Source organism: Cyclobacterium sp. SOCE241, from assembly GCF_056867545.1.
This window is the reverse complement of record NZ_CP149779.1, coordinates 1,845,335-1,869,350: the sequence shown is the minus strand read 5'-3', so window position 1 is coordinate 1,869,350 and position 24,016 is coordinate 1,845,335. Positions and strand designations below refer to the sequence as shown.

General features: G+C 36.9%; 20 protein-coding genes, 3 pseudogenes and 1 riboswitch. Of the genes and pseudogenes, 11 read left to right on the top strand and 12 right to left on the bottom strand.

Annotated elements, in window-relative coordinates:
• Window position 1: 1 nt before the first annotated feature.
• From WG932_RS09115 to WG932_RS09100, 4 genes are all read left to right on the top strand, one after another.
• Entirely contained in the window at window positions 2–1,585 is a 1,584-nt protein-coding gene (locus WG932_RS09115; RefSeq protein ID WP_483087716.1) for a GumC family protein, read from the top strand.
• Window positions 1,586–1,778: 193 nt separating this feature from the next.
• Window positions 1,779–2,444, top strand: a complete 666-nt coding sequence (locus WG932_RS09110; protein WP_483087715.1) for a tyrosine-protein kinase family protein — start codon at window positions 1,779–1,781, stop codon at window positions 2,442–2,444.
• A 183-nt stretch (window positions 2,445–2,627) separates the two neighbouring features.
• Window positions 2,628–3,674, top strand: a complete 1,047-nt coding sequence (gene rfbB / locus WG932_RS09105) for a dTDP-glucose 4,6-dehydratase (RefSeq protein WP_014022880.1) — start codon at window positions 2,628–2,630, stop codon at window positions 3,672–3,674.
• A gap of 11 nt (window positions 3,675–3,685) precedes the next feature.
• A complete protein-coding gene (locus WG932_RS09100) occupies window positions 3,686–4,480 on the top strand; it encodes a thymidylate synthase (RefSeq protein ID WP_014022879.1) in 795 nt (264 codons plus the stop codon).
• Window positions 4,481–4,511: 31 nt separating this feature from the next.
• On the opposite strand, the pseudogene WG932_RS09095 reads toward WG932_RS09100, so the two are convergent.
• Window positions 4,512–5,209: pseudogene (locus WG932_RS09095) on the bottom strand (aminotransferase class IV).
• A gap of 337 nt (window positions 5,210–5,546) precedes the next feature.
• Between WG932_RS09095 and WG932_RS09090 the strand changes: the two are divergent.
• From WG932_RS09090 to WG932_RS09080, 3 genes are read left to right on the top strand one after another with little or no spacing between them, the layout of a single operon-like run.
• A complete protein-coding gene (locus WG932_RS09090) occupies window positions 5,547–5,915 on the top strand; it encodes a hypothetical protein (protein ID WP_483087714.1) in 369 nt (122 codons plus the stop codon).
• Between the two features lie 17 nt (window positions 5,916–5,932).
• The gene (locus tag WG932_RS09085) at window positions 5,933–6,886 is read left to right on the top strand and encodes a TolC family protein (protein ID WP_483087713.1); all 954 of its coding nucleotides are present in this window, start codon (window positions 5,933–5,935) and stop codon (window positions 6,884–6,886) included.
• Between the two features lie 12 nt (window positions 6,887–6,898).
• Window positions 6,899–8,206, top strand: a complete 1,308-nt coding sequence (locus tag WG932_RS09080; RefSeq protein WP_483087712.1) for an efflux RND transporter periplasmic adaptor subunit — start codon at window positions 6,899–6,901, stop codon at window positions 8,204–8,206.
• An 80-nt stretch (window positions 8,207–8,286) separates the two neighbouring features.
• On the opposite strand, the pseudogene WG932_RS09075 reads toward WG932_RS09080, so the two are convergent.
• A pseudogene (locus tag WG932_RS09075) lies at window positions 8,287–9,461 on the bottom strand (O-succinylhomoserine sulfhydrylase).
• 118 nt (window positions 9,462–9,579) lie between these two features.
• A riboswitch (SAM riboswitch) is annotated at window positions 9,580–9,681 on the bottom strand.
• Between the two features lie 242 nt (window positions 9,682–9,923).
• Window positions 9,924–10,574: an SGNH/GDSL hydrolase family protein gene (locus WG932_RS09070; RefSeq protein WP_339675402.1), complete on the bottom strand. Its 651-nt coding sequence runs from the start codon at window positions 10,572–10,574 to the stop codon at window positions 9,924–9,926.
• A gap of 312 nt (window positions 10,575–10,886) precedes the next feature.
• On the opposite strand from WG932_RS09070, the pseudogene WG932_RS09065 reads away from it, so the two are divergent.
• Both WG932_RS09065 and WG932_RS09060 read left to right on the top strand, forming a co-directional pair.
• Window positions 10,887–11,875, top strand: a pseudogene (locus WG932_RS09065) (DUF4407 domain-containing protein).
• Between the two features lie 210 nt (window positions 11,876–12,085).
• Window positions 12,086–13,558 (top strand): sulfatase family protein, encoded by a 1,473-nt coding sequence (locus WG932_RS09060; RefSeq protein WP_483087711.1) that lies wholly within the window; start codon window positions 12,086–12,088, stop codon window positions 13,556–13,558.
• Window positions 13,559–13,584: 26 nt separating this feature from the next.
• On the opposite strand, the gene WG932_RS09055 is transcribed toward WG932_RS09060, so the two are convergent.
• From WG932_RS09055 to WG932_RS09025, 7 genes are all read right to left on the bottom strand, one after another.
• Window positions 13,585–14,835: a hypothetical protein gene (locus tag WG932_RS09055; protein WP_483087710.1), complete on the bottom strand. Its 1,251-nt coding sequence runs from the start codon at window positions 14,833–14,835 to the stop codon at window positions 13,585–13,587.
• A complete protein-coding gene (locus WG932_RS09050; protein WP_483087709.1) occupies window positions 14,820–15,152 on the bottom strand; it encodes a hypothetical protein in 333 nt (110 codons plus the stop codon). The genes WG932_RS09055 and WG932_RS09050 overlap by 16 nt, the downstream gene beginning before the upstream one ends.
• Window positions 15,153–15,216: 64 nt before the next feature.
• A complete protein-coding gene (locus tag WG932_RS09045; protein WP_483087708.1) occupies window positions 15,217–16,374 on the bottom strand; it encodes a DUF4249 domain-containing protein in 1,158 nt (385 codons plus the stop codon).
• Window positions 16,374–17,390 carry a TonB-dependent receptor domain-containing protein gene (locus WG932_RS09040; RefSeq protein ID WP_483087707.1) on the bottom strand — a complete coding sequence of 339 codons (1,017 nt, stop codon included), beginning with the start codon at window positions 17,388–17,390 and terminating at the stop codon, window positions 16,374–16,376. Before WG932_RS09040 ends, WG932_RS09045 begins: the two co-directional genes overlap by 1 nt.
• Window positions 17,391–17,419: 29 nt before the next feature.
• Window positions 17,420–18,130: a hypothetical protein gene (locus WG932_RS09035; RefSeq protein WP_483087706.1), complete on the bottom strand. Its 711-nt coding sequence runs from the start codon at window positions 18,128–18,130 to the stop codon at window positions 17,420–17,422.
• A complete protein-coding gene (locus WG932_RS09030) occupies window positions 18,124–19,134 on the bottom strand; it encodes a carboxypeptidase-like regulatory domain-containing protein (protein ID WP_483087705.1) in 1,011 nt (336 codons plus the stop codon). Before WG932_RS09030 ends, WG932_RS09035 begins: the two co-directional genes overlap by 7 nt.
• A gap of 111 nt (window positions 19,135–19,245) precedes the next feature.
• Window positions 19,246–19,812 (bottom strand): hypothetical protein, encoded by a 567-nt coding sequence (locus WG932_RS09025; RefSeq protein ID WP_483087704.1) that lies wholly within the window; start codon window positions 19,810–19,812, stop codon window positions 19,246–19,248.
• A gap of 445 nt (window positions 19,813–20,257) precedes the next feature.
• Here WG932_RS09025 and WG932_RS09020 point away from each other — a divergent pair, with 445 nt between their 5' ends.
• Together WG932_RS09020 and WG932_RS09015 are read left to right on the top strand one after the other, a co-directional pair.
• On the top strand, window positions 20,258–20,593 hold the full coding sequence (locus WG932_RS09020; RefSeq protein WP_483087703.1) for a hypothetical protein: 336 nt from the start codon (window positions 20,258–20,260) through the stop codon (window positions 20,591–20,593).
• A gap of 16 nt (window positions 20,594–20,609) precedes the next feature.
• Window positions 20,610–21,491, top strand: a complete 882-nt coding sequence (locus WG932_RS09015) for a hypothetical protein (RefSeq protein ID WP_483087702.1) — start codon at window positions 20,610–20,612, stop codon at window positions 21,489–21,491.
• A gap of 231 nt (window positions 21,492–21,722) precedes the next feature.
• On the opposite strand, the gene WG932_RS09010 is transcribed toward WG932_RS09015, so the two are convergent.
• A complete protein-coding gene (locus WG932_RS09010; protein WP_483087701.1) occupies window positions 21,723–22,523 on the bottom strand; it encodes an alpha/beta hydrolase in 801 nt (266 codons plus the stop codon).
• A 108-nt stretch (window positions 22,524–22,631) separates the two neighbouring features.
• On the bottom strand, window positions 22,632–23,855 hold the full coding sequence (locus WG932_RS09005) for an S-adenosylmethionine:tRNA ribosyltransferase-isomerase (protein WP_483087700.1): 1,224 nt from the start codon (window positions 23,853–23,855) through the stop codon (window positions 22,632–22,634).
• Window positions 23,856–24,016 lie beyond the last annotated feature (161 nt).

The following is a 24,016-nucleotide window of genomic DNA, read 5'->3' as shown; positions in this document are numbered from 1 at the left end:
TATGGAAAATCTAGATCTTTCTCAATTTGATGAGCAGGAAAAGCCAATAGATATCAAGTATTACTTAATCAAATACTTTAGATATTGGCCTTTGTATTTGCTTTGTATTTCAATCGGGTTGGTTTTTGTATTTCTTTTTCATCGATATACAGTCGAGCGATATGAAGTTAAAGGCAGTGTAATGATCAAGAGCAATGCATCCCCTGAGGTTAGAATACTTGATCGTTCAAATATTTTTTCCGGAGGGGATAATCTTACCAATGATATATTATTATTTTCCTCAAAAAATCTGGCTTCCGAAGCTTTGAGTAACTTACATTTTGATGTAAGTTATTTTGCATCAACCAATATTAAAGAAATTGAACTCTATAAAAATAGCCCTATAAAGGTTGAAGTGGATTGGAATTACCCGCAGATTGTCAATAAAAAAATCAGAATTAACATCCTTTCTGATTCCACATTTATGCTGCTTTCCGGAGAAAATACTTTTTTTGATAGGTTCTTTACCAGCTACCAATACGTGGAAGAGGAAAGAGATATTTTCAATAAAGTGCTGGGTTTTGGCGAAGAAATAATAGGTGAAAAGGCAAAATTTAAAATTTATTTACTTGACGATTTAAGGCAATATGATACTTATGAGTTTTTACTTCATAATCCGGCTTCTTTAGTAGATCGGTACGCCAATGCCATTCAGGTTAAGCCACTTATCAATTATGGAACGGTGCTTGAAATCAGTACAGTTACTAAAATTGTAGAAAAAGGGAGTGATTATATCAATGCCTTAATGGACGCTTTTCTGGAATATGACCTGAAAGAAAAGAACCGAATTTCTGAAAATGCCTTGAAGTTCATCGAGGAACAGTTGTATATCGTTGAAGATTCCTTGAAGTCTGTTGAAGGAAGAATGCAACAATTTAAGGTAAGCAATAAAATGCTGGATGTGAATGCAGAGTTCGGTGGCGTACTGAATAGTATACAGGCTTTAGAAACAAACATCCAATCCATAGACTTTGAATTGGCCTATTACAATACCCTTAAAAATTATTTAATAACTAAAACAGATTCTTTTGAGGAAATTGTTGCCCCTTCCGTAGTTGGTATTGATGATCCTCTTTTTAATGAATTGGTTGGCTCCTTAGTGACAATTTCTCTGGAGCGACGAAAATTACTTTCTCTAGTAAATGAAACCCACCCTGATGTAAATGTTTTAGATCAACAGATCAATAGGTTGAAAGAGAATCTATTTGAAAACATTAAAAACCTCATAGCCAATACAGAAAGTAGAAAACAAGAAAACCAGAAGAAACTAAACTCTTTTGACAAGCAGTTTTCTAATTTACCAAAGGCAGAATCAGATTATACCAATATCTTAAGAGAATTTAAGTTGAGGGAAAATTTATACACTTATCTTCTTGAAAAGAGAGCAGAGGCTGGAATTGCTAAAGCATCTAATGTACCCGATAACAGTATAGTGGACCAAGCAAAAAGGGGTACTCTAATTTTTCCAAAAAGACTCAAAATTATACTTATGCTATCGGGCTTGGATTTTTCTTCCTTTAGGTTTTTGGGTTGTTTCATTACTTAAACAATAGGGTAATGGATCAGATCCAATTAAAAAGCCTAATGCGCATTCCCTTATTGGGAACCATTGGATACAGTGACAAGAACACCAATTTATTAGTAGCGGAATATCCACGGTCCCTAGCTTCGGAATCATTTAGGTCCCTTCGGTCGGCTCTGTTTTATATAGCAAGTGAAAAAAATGTAAACGTATCTTAGTGACCTCAAGTATTTCCGGAGAAGGGAAAACATACATTAGCCTTAACCTTGCTTCCGCAATGGCCCTGAGTGGGAAAAAGACATGTATAATGGGACTTGATCTTCGAAAACCTAAGCTGGCAAAATATTTGGGTGTATCCAATAAAAAAGGGCTTTCAACTTATTTAGTAGATAAAGATTCTGCAGCCGATATTATTGTTGAAACACCCTATGAAAATCTCTATGTGGTTCCTTCTGGGGCGGTACCTCCTAATCCTGCTGAGTTACTGCTAAAAGATAAAATGGGCAAGCTCCTGGACCATTTGGAAGAAAGTTTTGATATCATTATCATGGATTGCCCACCGGTAGGGTTGGTTTCCGAAACAATGGATTTATTGCGTTTTTCCGATGTAAATCTTTATATTGTAAGACATGATTTTACCCATAAAAATCACCTTTTGATGATCAATGATCTCTATGCCAACGATCAAGTAAGGAATTTTTACGCCATTTTTAACGGCTTAAAAAGCGGAGGGGATACCTATGATTTTAGTGGATATAATTATGGCTATGGGTACAATTACTCCTATATGAGAAAAAATAGCTATGGGGATGGTTATTATGCTGAAGAAAAAGAACATAAAGCTAGTTGGTTGGCAAAATTATTAGGGAAGTTTAAGGTTTAGACGCTATTGATTTATTTCCACGGGAAAACCAAAGTGCTTGTAAGGGTTTTCTCTGTGTTTGGCCCCTGAATTTTTTAAATTTTATGGTTGGATTTGGAATAGAAATTGTCCCTGCTTAGTACAGCTTATCTGTGTTAAGTTTAATTTAAAATTTTTACATACATATTATAATATCTTTTAATTATGGAAAAATCAATTTTGATTACAGGTGGAGCAGGTTTTATTGGCTCTCATGTTGTCCGACTTTTTGTAAAAAAGTATCCTAATTACAGAATTGTTAATTTGGATTGTTTGACCTATGCAGGTAATTTGGAGAATTTAAAGGACATTGAAGGAGAAAAAAATTACGTTTTTGCCAAAGCAGATATCAATAATGAGGAACTTTTAAAGGAAGTTTTTAATGACTACCAAATTACCGATGTGATTCATTTGGCAGCAGAATCTCATGTGGATAGGTCAATCACCGATCCCCTCGCATTTGTGAAGACAAATGTTATGGGAACAGTTAATTTGTTGAATACAGCCAAAAATTTCTGGCAGGATAAAGAGAATCATCTTTTTTATCATGTTTCAACAGATGAGGTCTATGGCTCTTTGGATGAGGGCGGTTATTTTCTAGAAACAACACCTTATGACCCTCAATCCCCTTATTCTTCTTCCAAAGCTGCTTCGGACCATTTTGTAAGAGCTTATGCCAATACTTATGGCTTAAAAACAGTCATTTCAAACTGCTCCAACAACTATGGTCCGAATCAATTTCCTGAAAAGCTAATTCCATTGTGTATCCACAATATCAAACAAAATAAGCCTTTGCCGGTTTACGGAAAAGGTGAAAACATTAGAGATTGGTTGTTTGTGGTAGATCATGCCAGAGCGATAGACCTTGTTTTTCATGAGGGGAAAACGAATGAAACCTACAATATAGGAGGCTTTAATGAGTGGAAAAACATTGATATTGTGAAGCTCTTATGCGAAATCATGGATAGAAAACTAGGCAGAGATAAAGGAGCTTCAGCGCAATTAATTACCTTTGTGAAGGACCGAGCAGGGCACGATCAACGGTATGCGATTGACGCTGATAAAATCAACAAAGAATTGGGATGGAAACCGAGTCTTACATTTGAAGTTGGAATTGAAGAAACAGTAGATTGGTACTTGGAAAATGAAAAATGGCTAGATAGCGTGACCTCGGGAGATTATCAAAAATATTACCAAGAACATTATAGTTAAAGCAATTCAGTATGCAACAATATCACCAATTATTAGCACACATATTGGATCATGGAATTAAAAAAGGCGATCGAACAGGTACCGGTACACTGAGTGTTTTTGGGTACCAAATGAGATATGATTTGTCAAAGGGGTTTCCTTTGGTAACTACTAAAAAATGTCATACACGATCCATTATTCATGAATTATTATGGTTCTTATCAGGTGATACCAATATTAAATACTTAAAAGATAATAAGGTTTCAATTTGGGATGAATGGGCAGATGAAAATGGTGATTTGGGCCCCGTATATGGGTACCAGTGGAGACATTGGCCCGATGGGAATGGAGGAGAAATTGATCAAATTAAAAATTTAATTCATCAGATTAAAACCAACCCTAATTCCAGGCGTCTAATCGTTAGCGCCTGGAATGTGGCTGATGTGGATCAAATGGCCTTGCCTCCTTGTCACCTTTTGTTTCAATTTTATGTGGCTGATGGGAAACTGTCCTGTCAATTGTACCAGCGTAGTGCAGATGTGTTTTTGGGAGTGCCTTTTAATATTGCCTCTTATGCTTTGTTTTTGGCTATGATCGCCCAGGTATGTGATCTTGAAGTTGGGGAGTTTATCCATACCCTTGGAGATGCTCACCTGTATAACAACCATCTTGATCAGGCCCGACTTCAGCTTAGCAGAGAATGCAGGCCCTTACCACAATTGAAATTAAACCCTGAGATAAAGGATATTTTTTCTTTTAAATATGAAGACATAGAATTGCTGAATTATGATCCTCATCCCAGAATAAAAGCGGAAGTATCTGTTTAAGACTTGACTTCTCAATTTTACTTTGTCCTTATCAAAGGTCAAAAAGTGAGAGTAGGTCAGGATCAGGATTTGGTTTGAAATCTCTGTCTTCAATTTTGAGTAGGTAAGAAATTCCGGTTACATTGCTAACTAAAACCTGATCTGCCTCAAGTAAACTATGGGGTTTGTATTTCCCTATTCCACATGGCTTATCCAAACTTTTTAAACGGGAAATTATTTGTTTCCTAGAAACGCCTTCAATGCAATTGGTCGCTAAACTGGGGGTATAATATTTGCCTCCTTTTACCCAAAAATATTGGAACTACCGGCTTCTGAAACATTTCCCTCCTCATCTAATATAATTACATCTGCCATGCCTTTTTCTTGTCGCTCAATATTGGCCATAACATAAGGTAAGGCATTTAAAGTTTTTACTCCGGACCATGCAGTTTTATTGGTATGAACCTTTTGGCTAATATAGGCCGTGCTTTTTGTTTTAGGGGATGGATTAAATTCAGAAACGATTAAGTGTTCACAAGCATTATTTTCACTAGGACTATACTTGCCGATTCCTGATCTATAAATGTTCCACCTTACTCTTAGCTTTCCGGTGGTACCGTATGTTTTACTGAGCATTTTGGCTATGTCCTCCAGATCTAGTTCTCCTTGGATTTTTAATTTCAAGAGTCCCTTAACAGCTCGATTTTGATGGTCTTCATGAAATCTGAATTGACCATTGATAAAGCACATTGTTTCAAAGATCCCATCACCAAATAGGAGGGCCCTATTAAGAGGTAAGGCATCTATTTCAGTAAAGTTCTCCGAATTGAATTTAAAAAACTGTCTCATTTTTGTACAGTGAACTGTTCATATACGAACAAAATGGTTTTTTGATTGTAACTTTCTCCTTAAAATTAATTAAATAATGGTATTTATAGGTGATTTTTAAAGAGAAAGGTTTAAACTTGAAAGTAAATGACTAATTAGCACTAGGTTTGCTTGTTAAAAGCTGGTTTGGATAAATCTATAGGATTAATGATGAAAAAGATAAACTTTTTGATTGAAAAAAGATAAAATACCAAAGTTCATGAAAAAGCATATTTTACTGCTATTGCTGTTAGTGTCAGGGTTGTCTACATTGGTTTTTTCTCAGGATAATCTTGGAAAATTGACTTTGGAGCAAAGCGTTGAAACTGCCTTAGAAAATAACCTAAATTTAAAAAGGGCAGAAATGAACTTAATTAGTTCTGAAGCCAATTTGATGGAAGCCAAAGGCCAGATGCTGCCTTCTTTCTCTATGGGAGCAAGCTCAGGTTTTCGCTGGGGAAGATCCATTAACCCGGTAACAAATGATTTTGAATCTAGAAGGATAGGAAATGTTAATATATCTGGGAACTCAAGTTTGCCAATTTATTCAGGGGAAGGGTTCAGAATAGCATCAAGCAATCTAAACTAAACGTGGAGGTCAACCGCTTGAATGTTGAAAAAAGTAGAAATGACATTACCCTTAATACGATTAACCTTTTCATAAATGTGGCATTTTCAATGGAGCAATTGAACATTGCACAATCTCAATTGAAAACAAGTGCAGATCAGCTGGAAAGGACTAAGAGCCTTGTAAAAGCAGGAGCATTACCCAGGGCAGATCAATTGGACTTGGAAGCTCAAAGGGCTACCAATGAGTTAGAGGTGATCAACGCGCAAAATAATTTACGAATAGCCAAGTTAAATTTATCCCAATCCTTACAATTGCCATTTGATGATAATTTTGGTATAATTATTCCGGAGGTAGGGGTAGAAGGATTAGAGATAGGAACGGTAGGCGTTGCTGAGGTATATTCGATTGCAGAAGGGAGGTTGCCTGAGATTCAAGCAGCAGCATTGGCAGTTAAGAGTGCTGAATATGGAGTGAAAATAGCGAAGGGAAGTTTTGCACCAAGTTTGAGTCTTAGTGCAAATGTATTTTCAAATTATGTGGATCAAAGTACCTTTATGACGCCTGATCCACTCTTGCAGCAATTTGAAAATAACCTCTCTCAATCTGCAAACATTGGATTAAGTATTCCAGTATTTTCCAATTTTAGAAACAAGGCAAGTTTGCAAAGAGCGAGAGTACAGAAAAGGCTGAGTGAAATTCAGGAAATAGAAGCTAAAAATCTTTTAAGACAGGATATTGAATCTGCCTACACTTCAGCTTATGCTGCAGAGCAATCCTATAAAAGTTCATTGATAAGAGTGGAAGCATTGGGAGAGTCTTTTAGGATGGCCAAGCAACGATTTGAAGTAGGCGCCATAAATGCTGTGGACTTCCAGGTTGCACAAAACAATTTATTCAATGCTGAAGCTGACCTAATTACTGCAAAATATCAATATGTGTTTAGTGTTAAAGTCCTGGATTTTTATTTAGGAAATCCTCTTACCCTCTAATAGATTAGAACAATGGCAAAGAAAAAATCCAAAAAGATAATATACATATTACTAGGAGTGTTGGCAATCTTGGTAATTGGAATGATAGTAGGAAAACAAGCCGGGTGGGTAGGAGGAGAGCAGCCTTTAGAAGTACAGATTGGTAAGGTTAGCAAAAAAGACATTGTGGAGAAAGTGAGTGCCTCCGGTGTAGTTCAACCCGAGACTGAGGTCAAAATGAGCCCTGATGTTGCCGGTGAAATTATTGAATTGAACGTTAACGAAGGTGACTCAGTTAAATTGGGTGATTTATTGGTCAAAATCAGGCCGGATAATTTTATTTCTGCATTGGATCGGGCACAGGCCAATTTAAACCAACAAATGGCCAATTTAGCACAGTCAAAAGCTAGCTTAAAACGCTCTGAAGCACAATTCAACCAATCTAAATTGAATTATGAGCGGAATTTAACCCTTTATGAAGATAAGGTGATATCAGACGCTGATTTTGAACAAATTAAAGCAGAATACCTTACAGCTGAAAATGACCTTGAAGCGGCCAAACAGAGTGTAATTGCTTCGGAGTTTATTGTCAAAAGTGCCAAAGCTTCTGTGGATGAAGCAGGAGAAAATTTGAGGCTAACCAATGTATATTCTCCAACGGATGGTATAGTCTCCAATCTGTTGGTTGAAAAGGGAGAGCGTGTGGTAGGAACGGCTCAAATGGCCGGTACAGAGATGCTCCGGATTGCTGATTTATCTAAAATGGAGGTGAGGGTTAATGTCAATGAAAATGACATCGTAAGGATTAGTATGAATGATACCACTTTGATAGAAGTGGATTCCTATGCCTCTACAGGTAAGAAATTTACAGGGGTTGTAACAGCCATAGCCAATTCAGCCAACGAAAAGGTAAGTACTGATGCTGTTACCGAGTTTGAAGTTAGGATTAGGATCCTGAATGATTCCTATAAAGACTTGGTTTCAAACCAAAACCCTTTCCCATTTCGTCCGGGTATGACAGCGAGTGTTGAGATCATAACGGATAAAAAAGTAGGTGTTTTGGCTATTCCTCTTGCTGCCGTTACCGTAAGAGCAGGTCACACTATTGAGGAAGGTGAGGGTAAAGGCAATATGAAAGAGTTGGTGTTTTTGAAAAATGGGGATAAAACTCAGGTGCAGGAAGTAAAAACAGGGATTTCAGATTTTGAAAACATTGAGGTCCTAGAAGGACTCGTAGAAGACCAAGAGGTAATTACAGGTCCATACTATGTAGTCAGCACCCAATTGGAAAATGACAAAGAGGTGAAAATTGCAGAAGTTGCAGGAAGTGAAAAAGAATAAATAGCATATAGTCGTAAAAACATTGAAGTCTTTTTAAATGACAAGGTTACAAATATTGTATTTGTAACCTTGTCATTTTTTTACTTAGACTGGTCTAAAGCCCTTTCAATGTCTAGGATGATGTCATCGACATGCTCCAAACCTACTGATAACCTTACCAAACCATTTAGTATACCAACTTTTTCTCTTTCTTCTTCAGATAGCTTGCTATGAGTGGTAGAGGCAGGATGCGTCACGATGCTACGGGTGTCTCCTAGATTTGCTGTGACAGATATCATCTGCAATTGGTCAATAAATTTCTTGGCTCGGGATAACCCTCCCTTCAATGTCAGCGTGATTATACCGCCTCCATGTTTCATTTGTTTTTTGGCGAGATGAAACTGTGGATGAGAGGCTAGAAATGGGTATTTTACTACCTCCACTTCCGGGTTACCTTCAAAATATTGAGCAATTTTTAAAGCATTTTCACAATGCCTGTCCATTCTAACAGCCAGTGTTTCCATACTTTTGGCTAAAACCCATGCATTGAATGGGGACAACGATGGTCCAGTATGGCGCATAAAAAATTGCACTTCATCGATCAATTCTTTTTTGCCTAGAATAAGCCCCCTAAAACCCTTCCTTGCCCATCTATGAATTTTGTGGCGCTGTGGGTAACAATATGTGCTCCCCATTTTGCAGGTTGTTGTAAATAAGGGGTAGCGAAACAATTGTCGACCACGAGTACTAAATTATGGGCGTTGGCGAATTTAGCAATGTACTCCAAGTCAATAATCTCTAAACCAGGATTAGAAGGTGTTTCTATGAACAACATCTTGGTGTTGGGTTGTACCAGTTCTTCCCACTTATCTATATCTGAGATGTCTCCATAAGTATGGGAAATTCCCCATTTTGGAAATATTCGAGTTAGGAGTTGATGGGTAGAACCAAACAATGATCTTGAAGCCAAAACATGGTCTCCTTGTCTTAGGAGGGAAGCCATGCTGCCAAACATAGCAGCCATACCTGAAGCAGTAGTAATACCACTTTCGGTGCCTTCGGCAGCACATACTTTTTCTATTAGGTCACTGGTGTTAGGGTTGGCATACCTTGAATAAATATTGCCTTCAATTTCGTCTGCAAACATTTGTCTGGCTTGTTCTGCTGAATCAAAAACAAAACTAGAACTTAGGTACAGAGGTGCGGAATGTTCTCTCTGATCAGAGGAAGAAGTAGCAATCCTTACAGCTTGGGTTTCAAAATTTTTATAATTCATAAAAGAAGATTATCTAAAGGTGGGTACATGTGTTTTACCCTTCTTCAGTAAGATTGAAGAACAGCAAAATAAGTCTAGAAAAGTAAAGGTGGAGATTGTGTGTAATGTCATATTGTCTAATTTATCGTTCCCTTTATTGGGCAGGTATTGGCACCTTTCCTTGGTTGGAAGGTTGCCAGAGGTTCACAGAGCCTGATCTCTCGCCTCTTCTTTATAAATCAGTTTCCTGAATTTATTGCAAAGAAAACAAGGGGATTTCGATTTTCCAAATTCTCTCTTGTATTTATATTGGTTACTTTTCTGCTGGTGCCAGTTCTTAGGGTTAAAGAATATCTTTAAGTAAAAATAATCCCTTTACTATTGAATAGCCTAGCGATTCAATAGTAAAGGGAATAAATTTTAATCTCTTTCACAATGTTAGAACTCAGTTACTCGAGTGCCTCATATAGGTAATTGGCTTAATTATAAATACTTTTTAATGGTTTTTGCCCATATGGCATAACCTTTTTCATTCATGTGAAGGTTATCTTTGATAAAGATGTCATCCATAGGCTCTTTATCTTTATTAAGCATTGGCTTCCATAAATCAGCATATTTCATGTACTTTTCACTTTTAGTAAATTTTTTTAATTTTTTGTTCAACTCAAGGTACTGGTCAGCAAGCTTCCATCGTGCAACACTTGGTTTTGGACTGATGATAACGATTTCTGTTTCAGGCAATGCTTCATGGATTTTACTTGTAATCAGATTGAAGGTCATTAGTATTTCATCAGTGGACTTACCTGAGGAAATGTCATTGTCTCCTTCATAAATAAAAACTTTGGTAGGTTTATAATCCAAAATAAGTTCATCAATATAGTATAGCAAGTCACTAGCCTGAGACCCACCAAATCCTGCATTGATAACATTGTGTTGTGGAAAGTCTTCCTGCAGGCTTTTCCACATTCTTATGGTAGAACTACCTGTGAAAACGATACTATTCAAATTTTCCTGAATAGGATTGTCTTGATGGATTTTCTCCACCTGTCCTTTAAATCTCGTAGGGTCTTGGGCAAAAACTGTGGTAGAAATAAAAAGTAAAACAGCTAAGAAAGCGAAATTATAATTTTTCATATTTGGTTATAGATTTTATTGTCTAAAATACTGGATTAAAGTGGATTTTAAAATCATTTTATTATTTGATTGTCACAAAAGCGGACAAACCATGCGAACAGTTCTTTATTTTGTCCCATTTTATGCTTTGGATTCACTAATAGATTCCAGATAAACATGCTAAAGTAGCCTATTTTTTATTTAGTAATTAATTGATAAACAGGGATGTGTAGATTGTTTCTTCAATTTTACCCGATTTCGAATTGAAATTTTATTTCTGGCAGCCTACTTGAATAGTGATTCTGTTGTAAAACTATCCAAATACTCTTTTCTATGAATAAAATAGAACGCTTCCTTATATTTTGCTCAGGGGCTTACCTTCCGTTGGTTAAACGTTGCCCGGGCTCCATTCATCAATTTATAGGTATAGGGGGAACGGTATTATTTACAGCTATATTTGCAGGGTTGTCTGTAGGTTATGCTTTATTTACTGTTTTCGACAATATATGGCCCGTTTTAGCGGTGGGTGTATTGTGGATGTTGATGATATTTAATTTAGACAGGTACATTGTTTCCACCCTTAAAAAGCGGGATAAATTTAGTCTGGAATTTAAACAAGCCATTCCTAGATTATTATTGGCAGTATTGATAGCACTGGTAATTGCTAAACCGTTGGAGCTGAAGATATTTGAAAAAGAGATCAACAGGGAATTAGATAGGCAACGTTTGGAAACAATCCGAGAAAGTAAAGGTCAAATTAAAGCCGGATTTCCTGAAATTCAACAACTTCAAGATCAAATTGATGGATTAAATGCTGAAATAAAAAGTAAGGAGGATTTTAGAAATGAGAAACAGCTTGAATACGACAATGAACGTTTTGGGGTAAAAACGGGAGGTACTACCGGAAGAGCCGGAATTGGCATTAATGCTGAAAAAAGGAAGAACAATTGGATCAGGCTCAGCAAGACTTTTTGCAAACCCAAGCCTTAAATAGGGAGAAAATTCAAGCAATTCTGTTGGAAATTGATCAACTAGATGATCAAATGAAATTGGAATTGGACCACCAGATGCTATCAGTAGCATCCAATAACGGACTGGCGGCACGTATTCAAGCCTTAGATAGTCTTACCAATGCAAACACTGCGGTTTATTGGGCCAACTTAATGATAATGCTTCTGTTTGTAATGATAGAAATGGCCCCTATTCTCGTCAAACTTCTGGCAAAAGAGGAGCTTATGACCATTTGCTTGATTCCTATGAGGCCGGGGTTATTTTGTTCGCGGATGAGCAATGGCATAAAAAGAAAAGTCAAAGCGATTTGAGAAAAGATGTTTTTGATGAAATAGAACCTGAAAGAAAAGATGCGCAGAAAAAATTTGATTTGGGATTGATTCAAGGGAAGTGAAGGAGAGAATTATACTAAGATTAGATGTTTAGGCAATAAGTGAATTTCAAAAGGACCATTTTTTGGGTAGCTTGTTGAATTTAGTGTAATTTTCACCAAATTTCAATTTCATCCTAATATAAGCCCAATGAGAACATTTACCCTATTCCTTTTAAGTGGCCTTCTTGGTTTAAATTTTTCATGTAAACCTAAAGTAACAGAACAACATACAAGTGAAAATCCTTCATCCCCACCTAATATTGTTTTTGTTTTAGCCGATCAATGGCGGGCCCAGTCTGTGGGGTTTCTTGGGAATAAAGACGTAATTACCCCTAACCTGGATAGTTTGGCTAAAGAAAGTACTGTTTTTCATAATGCAGTTACTGTGATGGCTGTTTGTGCACCTTGGCGAGGGAGTTTTATTTCAGGGCAGTATCCATTGACACACGGGGTTTTTTATAATGATAAACCCTTCCCAACAGAAGCTACCACTATAGCAAAGATTTATAAAGAGGCAGGCTACGAGACAGGCTATATTGGCAAATGGCACTTAAATGGGCATGAAAGAGGGGAAGAACCTTTTAGCGCTAGAAATCAACCTGTGCCTAAAGAAAGAAGGCAAGGTTTTGATTACTGGAAAGTCCGGGAAGTAACCCATAATTATAACAACTCTTATTATTTTGATGAAGAAAATCAAAAACAATTCTGGGAAGGATATGATGCTTTTTCTCAAACAGACAGTGCTATAAGTTACATCAATAAAAATAAGGACAACCCATTTCTATTGGTATTGTCCTGGGGTCCTCCTCATGACCCATACCATACAGCCCCGCAAGCTTACCGGGATATGTATGAGCCTTCAGCATTAAGTGTGAGGCCAAATGTTCCTACAGAATTTCAAGATAGTGCAAGGAATGTATTGGCCAACTACTATGCCCATTGTACAGCCTTAGATCACGCTATCGGTGATTTGTTAAAAGCCATTGATCAAGCAGGGATTGCTGACAATACGATCTTTGTTTTTACTTCGGAACACGGAGATATGATCATGTCCAAGGGAATGTTGAAGAAACAAAGGCCTTGGGATGAATCCATAAAAGTCCCATTGCTCATTAGGTATCCGGAAAAATTAGGTAAAGGCACGAATGTTTATGACCCAATTAATACACCAGACTTATTACCGACCTTGTTGGGATTAAGTGATTTGGCAATACCCGGCTCTATTGAAGGAAAAGACTTTTCTAGTAAATTGTTGGCAGGTGACGAATTAGGAAATGAGGCTGCACTAATCATGCTACCGGTTCCATTTCATGAATGGAAATTTTTAAATGGGGGTAGAGAATATCGAGGGGTAAGGACAAAAAAATATACTTACGTTAGAGATTTGTTGGGGCCTTGGTTGCTTTATGACAATGAAAAAGATCCTTATCAGATGCATAACTTGGTAGACATGCCCCAGTTTTCTCAATTGAAAAATCATTTGGATGGCCTACTGAATGAAAAGCTGAAGGCTACCAATGATGAATTTCTTCCTGCAGATGAATACATGAAAAAGTGGAATTATTTGTACGATAGAAATGACAGTATCAGAGATGAAAACTACCTTCGAATCAACAGGTGATTTAAACAAAAAAATCAGTTATTCTATCAGTTCAGTTTAAGTAAATAGTTGGCAGTGTTAAAAGTCTTATTTTGACCTGCTCTATAACGAACCTTCAGCTCGAAGTTTCCTTTTAAAAGGGAAGGCTTGAAGGTGAAATTGAGCATTCCATTGGTATCAATTTCTTTGTTGGATTGCCATGTTAAAATACTTCTGAAATCAGGGAAATAAGATCCCTTATTAGTCGCTTCTGATCCCGCATAGAATTGATAAGGTTTTTGCAAGCCTTTATAGGTGATAAACAAGGCATTCTTTGGCAGGTCAAAACCTCCAAAATCATTTTTATATGAGGTGAGGTTTACCATGCCTGTAAACCTTAAGTCATTGATATAAAAGTACCGATTGACGATGTCCATACTTTTGATACCTTTTGGGTTAAAATTAGCAAATGCTTCACTGTCAAATACAGGCATTCCATCAATTACTAGCAAGGGACTTTCTTTAAATACTAGGTTATAAGGAATGTTAAAGTTTTTAAAAATTGTTTTTCGGTTTTGACTGCGTACCAATACCATGGGAACATATTCTCTAATGGTGGTGGCCATATCCTCAAAACGGTTGTAATCATCCAGTTGATAACTGTAGTCTGTGATGTATTGAAAAGGTAGAGGAGCTAGTGGTATTTCAATGGGAGCCAGGTAATATTGATGACTAGCTCTGGCTAAAATCTTATCTTTAATAAATGCTTCGTCTCTAGGACTAAGTTTCAAGACAGGAAGAGTGAAATTCTCATTGGGTGTTTCCTCCCAGAATGGTGAAGATAGTATGAAATTTACCTGTTCATCTGGTCTCGTAGATTGAATGACGGCATAATCAAAGTAAGAAAAATTTCCTGTGTCGAAATATACATCTCCCTTTTCATTTGGTTTGTCTACAAACATATGGGATTGATGGCCATGGAGGGTTAAGAAAAATACTTCAGTGGTATCAATGACACTTTCCAGAATTTTACCCTTGACGATATGGCCGTATAATTCCGGGATTAGGTCTTGATTCGAACTGGTACCGGTAGTATACATTTCATTAAAATTAATCGTGGCGTCAAGATGGTCCAAAGGACTTGCTTTATTAATTACAATTGAAATGTCTCTGGCGCCAGGCAGGGGCAAAGATACTTCTATCAGACTGTCTTTTAAATCTATATACCCTGGATTTAGATAACTGGGGAGGTCTTTGACTTCAGTTTGGGGGCTAGAATCAATCACCGGTGGCTTTTGCGGATTTATAATTGAAACCATGGATTGAAAAACTCCCTTTTCACCTGAAATATAAGGGCTAATTCTTGTATACACCCGCAATAGGTAATTGTCTGAGGAAAGTTCAGGGGGATTTGTAAATAGGAGTGGACTTTTCCATTTTCCAGCTTAGCGAGTTCTCCAGCCACAGATATTCCATTTCTATCCAAGAGCTCCATATAAATCACCTTAGAGGTGCTAGGTTTATTTCCAGAGACTACTGAAACCTCCAGCCAAAGGTAATCCTCTGTTAAAGAAACAGGGTTTACGACTTGAACATAAACTTCTTCTTCAGGAAGACTGACGGTCGATTGGGCCATGCCTAAATAGCAGTAGCTAAAGCAAAATCCCAATAAAACAAGGGTTCGGGTATGAAAATATTGATTATTCATCTTCCCAATAATCTGGTTTTTCAAGCACTCCTCCTCTAAGTCTACAATCTGTACAGCCCTCTGTAGAGGCAAAATAGCCTCCACAAGGTAAATCATCACAATATTCATATAATGGTATATAGTTCAATAAACCGAATACTTCTTGATAATCCTGTGGAGCAATCGTATCGATTATGCAGCCGAAATAATCTTGGATTGAAGGCCTCCATGGCGCCACATCACTAGAATTGATGTAGAGAATTTTCTCCTTGGATTTACCTGCAGAAATGTATCCGATCACTGATTCATCCGGATTGTTAACTGAGTGAATATTACTTTCCACCGCAGAGGGAAGAGGGCTAAAGATACCACCGATATCGTCAGAATTTCTTCTGATTCCCTCCCAGAAAATATAGGCCTCGCTGTTGATCGCATATTGCTTTGCTTTGATTCTATAACGGATTCCTAATTTTTCAGATAGGCTATCAATGGTTAGTAATTCTTTTTGAAATATTCGGCTGTCTTCAAAGCGAGAGGATACCTCTAATATAACTCTACTTGATTGATCAAAATTATAACAGCGATTGGTCAATTGGTCCAAGGGTATGCCAACCATTTCTCCAGTTTCTTTGTCGTAGTTAAAGAAAGAAGTATGGGGAGTACGGTATATCCAAGCCTCTTCATATTGCCAGAGAAAATATTCTGCTTCATCATTGCCTGTCGTATTGCTATAGATTTGAACATCCCCATCCTCTTGAGTAAAGGTGATATTAAAATCAGGGCTAACGATAGGGATTATTTTATCAGAAACGTAACTATCGCCATTGCTTAAATTAATGCTGAGGGTATATATCTCATCTTCCGGTAAATATTCCTCAGTAATATAAGAGCCAAAATTATCGGATTCTAACTCCCAACTATCACCATTATCAGTGGTAAGAAAAAGACTGGCACCCGGCACAGAGAATTGAGGTATATCGCTATAGAGGGTTGAAGCCCAACTTAAGTTTATGCTTGTAGTACCACCTCCAACTTCAATAAAACCTTCTACTACCAAAATATTATCGTTTAACTCTTTTAGTTCAGGAGAAAATGGCTCCCTACAACCAAAGAAGAGTAAAAGAATACCCAGTAGCACATGATACTGTGATTTATTTATTTTGGTATTCATTAAAATTTAAAATTATAGGTGATAAATGGAATAGGTCTAGCAAATATTGAAAGCTTGTAGCCTTGTATGGTTCCATTTTCAGGAGAAAAGTAAACCGAATAAGGATTTGCTCGACCAAGTAAATTATAAACACCCATTGACCAAGAAGCATGGGCTAGTTTTCTGACTTTATGGTTTCCTTCAATATTAAAAGACAGGTCTACCCTGAAATAGTCCGGTATTCGGTAAGCATTTCGGTCAGAATAGTAAACTCTTTCTGAGCCATTGTAATAAAATTTGGCAATAGGCAATGTAATCGGTCTGCCTGTACTGTAATTGGCATTTATAGAAGTATTTATCCGTTTGGTAAATTCAAAATTTCCTGCAAACATAATATCATGAGGTTGGTCAAAATTGCTTGGATAAAACTTTCCTCTATTGACCATCTCGCCCAACTCTTCAGGGTTGGTCCTGAACAAAGACCTTGAATAAGTATAACTTATCCAACCATTCAATTTCCCTTCCGTCTTTTTTGCCATTAGTTCTATACCATATGCCTTTCCTTGGGTATTGATCACATCTTGTTCAATATTGTCATTGAGGATTAAAGATGCCCCACTTCTAAAATCTACCAAATTTCTCATTTTTCGGTAGTAAATTTCTGCTGAAGTTTCGATGATATTGGAACTGAAATTTTTGAAAAAGCCAATGGCCCATTGATCTCCAAGTTGAGGAGCTAAATGAGGGTCGCTTAACTTCCAAGTATCTGTAGGAGCAATTGCCGAAGTATTGGTAAGCATGTGTAAGTGCTGTCTCATACTGTTGTATCCTGCCTTGATTGAAGTGAAATTATCTAAAGCGTAACGTGCAGAAAATCTAACCTCAGGACCTTGGTAAGTGTTAATTATTTCCCCTGAAGAATAAGATGTTTCACCTATTTTGGTTTCTTCAGTCTTTATAGAATTGCTTGGGTATTCATTGACCGTATTTGGGCCCAAGTAGTTGTAAACAACGTATCTCAATCCATAACTGAACATTAGCTTTGGATTAAATTCATATTCATCCCCTAAGAAAAAGAGGTTTCCAATGCTTTTTCACGGCTTACTTGTTCATGGAGAAGTATTGATTCACTTCCTTTGGGTACTTGTTCACCCGGGTTGAGGTTATAATAGATGGCATTCATGCCAAAACTCAATTGATGTTTGTCGTTTAAATCATAAGTAAAGTGGTTTTTCCAACTGCTTTGATCCATACCAAAACCAAATGTAAAGGCATTTAGGGGATCTTGCTCACTCTGAATGTCAAAAGTATATTGGTCATGGCCTATGTGAAATTTACCTTCAAGGCGATCGCTGAAGTAATGGGTCCAGGAAGCACTAAGGTTTAAATTCTGATAATTGAATACGGTATCCTTATCAAATCTAAAGGCATCCTTACTCCAATAAGCAGAAAGGGTAAATTCATTGTTTTCATTCATTTTGTGTTTCATGTTTAGGTTTAAATCATGAAACGAAGCACGGCTATTTCGGAATTCTGAATCTTCATCCAACAATCCAAATAACCAATTGGAATAAGTCGTTCTTCCCCCGACAGCAAAGGTTGTTTTTTCAGAAAGTGGGCCTTCCAAGTACAAGCGACTGGTCATTAGGCCAATGCCACCGCCACCCTTAAGTTTTTCTGAATTGCCAAACTTGCTCTGAATATCAAGCACAGAAGATAATCTTCCACCAAATTTTACAGGTACTCCCGCCTTGTATAAATCTACGCTTTCTACCATATCGGGGTTGAATGCAGAAAAAGCCCAAAAAGATGGGTTGGGTTGTAAATTGTTGCCCCATTGAATAAAATCAAGTTTTGATCCGCTGCTCCTCCTCGTACATTAAATCCGGCACTCGCCTCGCCAACGGTCTTTACTCCCGGTAAGGTAAGTATTGCTCGAAGCACATCCACCTCCCCTAATACAGCAGGTAATTTTTTTAATGATTGGACGGTGATGGAGGAAAGCCCCATTTCAGGACGTTCTATATTGGCAGATTTTTCAGAGGTTACAGTAACTTGATTCAATGAAATAATATTGTCATCCATTGCAACATTTAAAACCCCATCTCCACGTAAATTAACTTGCCGTTGTTCCTGATAAGCTCCAAAATTTTGGAAAACCAGCGTATGGCGCCCTTTGCTTAAGGTTATGGTATAGTTCCCTTCTTCATCTGAAATAGACTTGGCATCCTGTGCGGTTGTATAGATCAAGGCGCCAATAATTGGCTCTCCGGACTCAAAGCTTGTAATTTTTCCCTTTAATACGGCCACTTTTGCACCCGGGGCATCATTATTATTACCTATTTCCCAAAGTCTGTTTTTTGCAAAAGACCGATCATTACTTTCTTTTTGAATTGAAGTGGTCGGAATTAAACTCCCGGAGGGGGATTTGATATCAAAAAAATCCATAGGTAGTTTCATATTCAATGAAGTTCCCCGGCTAATGAAAATTCTTTTTTCATTGTCGATCGCGTACAAGAGATCCGATCCTTTGAAAATTTCATTCAATAAATTCTCAATTGTGCTTTCGTAGGCATTGACATTGATGATGAGACTGTCGACATCTGAAGGTTTGAAAAACATGCGATAATCGGATTTGCTTTCAATCATTTGGGAAAACTGACCAAAAGAAATTCCCGAAAAAATCCCTGAAATTCTTTCCTCACTTGGTGTTTGTGCAAATGTATATTGCAGGCATATCAAACAAAGAAAACTAGTTAACCTAAATAATTTCTTAATCATTGTTGGACGTTATTCGACATATTCACCAAAGTTCTCAAATAAGTTTCCCTATTTTTTTATACCTAAGACCCAATGCTTTTAGCTCTTTTTTTGCAGTTTTCTTAGCCATACCTAAGGTCTCAAAAATTTTACTTTTTTGGGCACCTCCACCAGTTTTCCTTCAATTTCAAAAAAGTACTTGATCACTTCCTCATAACTTCTAACAAGTTCTATGGTAGAGGTTTCCTGCTTTTTTTGTTTCCTGTGTTTGGCATATAAACCGATTTCACCTGTCTCAATCTCTCTATAAAATCCGTTTCTATGAAACAAAAAATCATTCGGTTTTTCTTTTTTGACAAAATAAGAGCTGTCATTCAATTTGAAGCTGTCAATTTTCAAGTGGTTTAAAATCATCCTTTGATGAAATGCGGATGAAAATGATATGACCCAATCCTCCCATATATCATATTGTAAAGGCACATCCCCGAAGTGGTTTTCTGCTATGGTTATAGCACCCAAATCCATTTTAGCAGATAGATAAAAAGGATGTCCATCCAATGACCTATTTTCTTCAATATAATGTGTACCTGTATTGATCTCAGGAAAAAATTGTATGATCTCCTCATACTTTCCTACCAATAGTTCTGACTTAGATTCCTGACCTTTAACCTGAAAAGATCCTGTTAAAAGAATTGCCATAAATATTGCTCTGAACATTAAAGGAAGAATCTAATGGGTCAATGAATGTGATTAAAATTTCTGAAATATAGGATATTTTATTATAATTAAAACTAGCTTTTTTCGATGCTATAAAAATAATTGTTAACAAATCTTAAAAGTGGCATGATAGATTTACTTATTGCAATAATTTGAGAGTAAATCTTGATTTAAAACTTTAATTTATTTTTAGAATTGAACACTCTTTGACTTAAAAAACGTTAATCTTATTTTATTTTTCATCCTAAATTGCAAAAAGGAATTAAAGTTAAACCTATTAGTTGCCCGTAAACTTAAGTGCAATTTCATGGTAGAAAATAGATCCTAAGGTGATCATGAAAACTGGAATCCAAAGATAAATCTGTTTGGCCTGATTGTTGGCTGTGTTAATTTTTAGATTAAAGAGATTTTTTAATTAAAGATAAAGTTGAAAAATACATTCCCTCCAAATTATAAGAAACAAACAGTTAATATAGTACTGCTTGCAATTGGCATTTCCAGTATTGATTTCCTGTTAAAGTGTCAAAGTAAGTATAGAGAAATAAATGTTGTATTGTTCGAAAAATCAGACCTCGGGCCTTTTTTATTGGAAGCTTTGCTAAAAGCGAAAGGTAAGCATCCACTTCCTTCATCTGATAAGTGCATAGCCATGCAAGTAGATAATATAACTTTTACTTTCAATAGTTACCCCATTGAGTCAATTGATAAAGAGCAGAGGGTAATCAATCATAGAGGGGAAAACAGAAATATGAATACTTACTAATTGAGCAGGCAAAGCCTTGGAAGATTTTTCTAATGAAAGGCAATGCTTAAGTGCCCTTTTAAGTGAAGCTTACCAGGCTGATTATAAGATGAATAATGAGGAAGTGGTGCTAATAGAAGGTCAAGATATGTTTGCTATTTCCATTGCCATTCAATTGTTACATTCTGGCATTGTACCAATCATCATATGCGATGGAGCAAGGTTGGCGCTTACGGAATTGCCGGAAGAAGAAGCTTGGTTAATTGGGAAGTATTTAAAGTATTTAGGAGTTGAATCAATTTATGAAGATCAATTATTATTCAACAGCTTAATTAGCGATAAAGACTTTCTAGAGATTAAAACTTCAAAGAACAAAACCTTGCATGCCCATTCTATTATTACTGCATCAGTAGGCTCCCTTCTGCAGGTAGCTATGAATAGTAATGGCGGCCTGTCAAATTCAAATGGCATTAAGCTGGATCATTTCGTTTCCTATTCTGCTAATTCATTCGGCCTAAATCAATCTCCGAGGCTTTTGAACCGAGGCTTTGCGCAAGGGGAATTTAAAATGGGGGCTTCCTGGTATAATTCACAATGCATTTTTAGTGAACTCGAATGGAGGAAATATGGGGACATATCCCCTAATTGTGGTCAAGATACCCACAATTTTTACTGGGAGCATCCCGGAGGAGAAGTTTCATTTAGAATCCAATATGGGAAATCAGATTTTTTAGTTAAGGGGCTATCATGTTTGGGTCTACCTTTCAGAGTTGGGTTTATAGAAGCTATTTTGGAAGCGAAATGCAATGCCTATGAATTTATGGAAAGAATGAAAGAAGGCATGGTTAATCAAAGCCAAGTGAAGGAAGTTTTTCCCTTGATTAAAAAATCTTTTGGAGTGGAATTTAAAAAGAAATAAAAAAGGTCAGGGAGCCATTTTTCAAGCGGTTAATTAAAAAGTTGTTTTGAGTCGAAATAAAATCATCGATTATTTATTGAAGTCACCTCAATCAGCCGCTAAATGGCTATTTTCAAATTCACTATGGTATTGCTTTGCTATAACTTTTAAACAGTCTTATTTGCTTGCGATTAAAACTTTTTATTCTAACTGGTTTATTTTTTGTAATTGCCTATTTTCATTCCTATATATTTAATGGTGTTTTTTTAGCTGTTGCTTAAAAAATAGAAAGTGGTATGGAATAGCTTCAGTCCAATACTCCCAATTGTGAGCGCCGGGTCTTTCGATATAATCATGTGGAACACCTGCAGCTAAAAGAAGTTGGTGCATTTGTCGGTTTGTTTTTAAAAGAAAATCTTTTGTGCCACAATCAATAATCATCCGGACATCATTCTGCTTCATTTTTCCGATTAAGCCTACGGCCGTGTAAGGGCTAAAAGGAGCATCATAGTATATTTCTCCCAACAGATCTTTTTGCTGTCTTTTCCCTAGCATTTTTCTTTCTTCGGCGATATCCCAAATACTGGTATCAATATTCATTACTCCACTCATGCTTCCTGCTGCATAGAATAAATCAGGGTTTTCTGCACTAAGCATAATTGCTCCATGGCCACCCATGGACAATCCTGTGATAGCCCTTCCTTCTCGAGAAGCAATGGTCCTGTAATTTTCATCAATCTCCTTGATGAGGTCAATGGCAATGTAGGAAGAATAGCGAACAGTATCCATCAAGGGACTATCGTAATAATAACTAAAAGGCCCCACCTCAGGTGTTACAATTAACATTTCATATTGGTTGGCTAAGTCAGGTAATAGGCCCGGCTTTTTAACACTTGTGTGCCAATTGCTAAAATTGCCCCCTGCACCATGTAAAAGGTAGACTACCGGATAATTCTTCTCGGATTCTTTATAACTTTCAGGAAATGTAATGGCATATCGCATTTCTTTTTTTAGGCTCTGGCTATAGTGACTCACCGTGTCCACTTGGGCCATAGTATTATTAATAAAAAACGAAGAAACCGTAATAAAGAACCCTTCTTAAATTTAACATATAAATTCTGGTAAATATTTTAATCATAAGAGATGCGCTGAACAAGGTACTTAATCTAATTTATTGTTCCATAATAAACTGCTGTCTCCATAGCTTAAAAACCTGTAGTTATTCTCCAATGCTTCCCTATAGATTTCTCTCCATTTGCCATGTGTGAAAGCAGCCACTAAAAGTATTAATGTAGATCCCGGCTGATGGAAGTTGGTCACAAGACCATTGCACAGTTTAAATTCGTAGCCGGGAAAAATGAATATTTCCGTGGATCCCATCAATTGCTTTAACTGATTGGCTTGCATCCATTGAAAAATGGCTTCTAGGCTTTCTTCCTTGTTTGGAAGCCTTGCATATTCTTGATAAGGGGTCAGTTTCTCAATGTGAAACTCATTCGATTTTCCAAGCAACAAATTGACACCAAACCAATACAAACTTTCCAATGAACGCATGGAGGTTGTTCCTACTGCTATAATATTGCCTTCGGCAGCGATTAAATTGACGATATTTTCTATGGTAAACACCATTTGCTCACTGTGCATTGGATGTTCTATGATATTGTCATGTTTGATAGGCTGAAAGGTACCTGCTCCGGTATGTAAGGTAAGGTATTCTATTGAAATACCTTTTGCTTTTAAATCAAATAAGGTTTGGTCTGTAAAGTGCAGTCCAGCTGTTGGTGCTGCCACAGCTCCTTCTTTATCAGAATAGACTGTTTGATACCGGACTTTGTCCGCATCCTCCGCTGCTCTGTTTAAATAAGGAGGAAGCGGCACTTCTCCACTAGCTTCAACTATGGAGGCAAAGGACTTGTCATCAGGACTCCAGCTCAATTCAACTTCCCTATTTTCTCTATTGACCAATTTTGCTTTTAAAGAGTAGCATACCGAATCGATTACTATTTGAGAGGATAATTCTTCATTTTCTTTCCACCGTTTAAGATTTCCAATCATGCATTTCCAAGTAACGGGACCGGTACTTTCCATGCTTAGTTGAATAACAGTTGCGGGGAGAATGGGATTGAGCAAGAAAATTTCAATTTTTGCTCCTGTTGGTTTTTGAAAGTGGAGCCTGGCAGGAATTACCTTGGTATTGTTAAAAACCAAATGACTGTTGGCAGGAATTAAACCTGAAATGTTCGAGAATTTTTCGTGTTTAATTTTGCCATTTTCAAAATGCAATAATTTAGATTTATCCCTAAATTCAAGTGGGTGTTTGGCGATGAATTGATCAGGCAAATCATAGAAATAATCCTTCAACTTTGGAACACTTTCGGTGGGCATGTTTGTAATAATTCTCGAAGTTCAACATTCTTTATAAAACCGGTGCAAATATAGGCCTTTCAAAGCAATACCACGGTATATTGTTCGGATTCTATAGCTCCGAAGACCATTAGCATAATATCCGGACAATTTACTTACTTAAAGCATTGTCTCTTTTTATC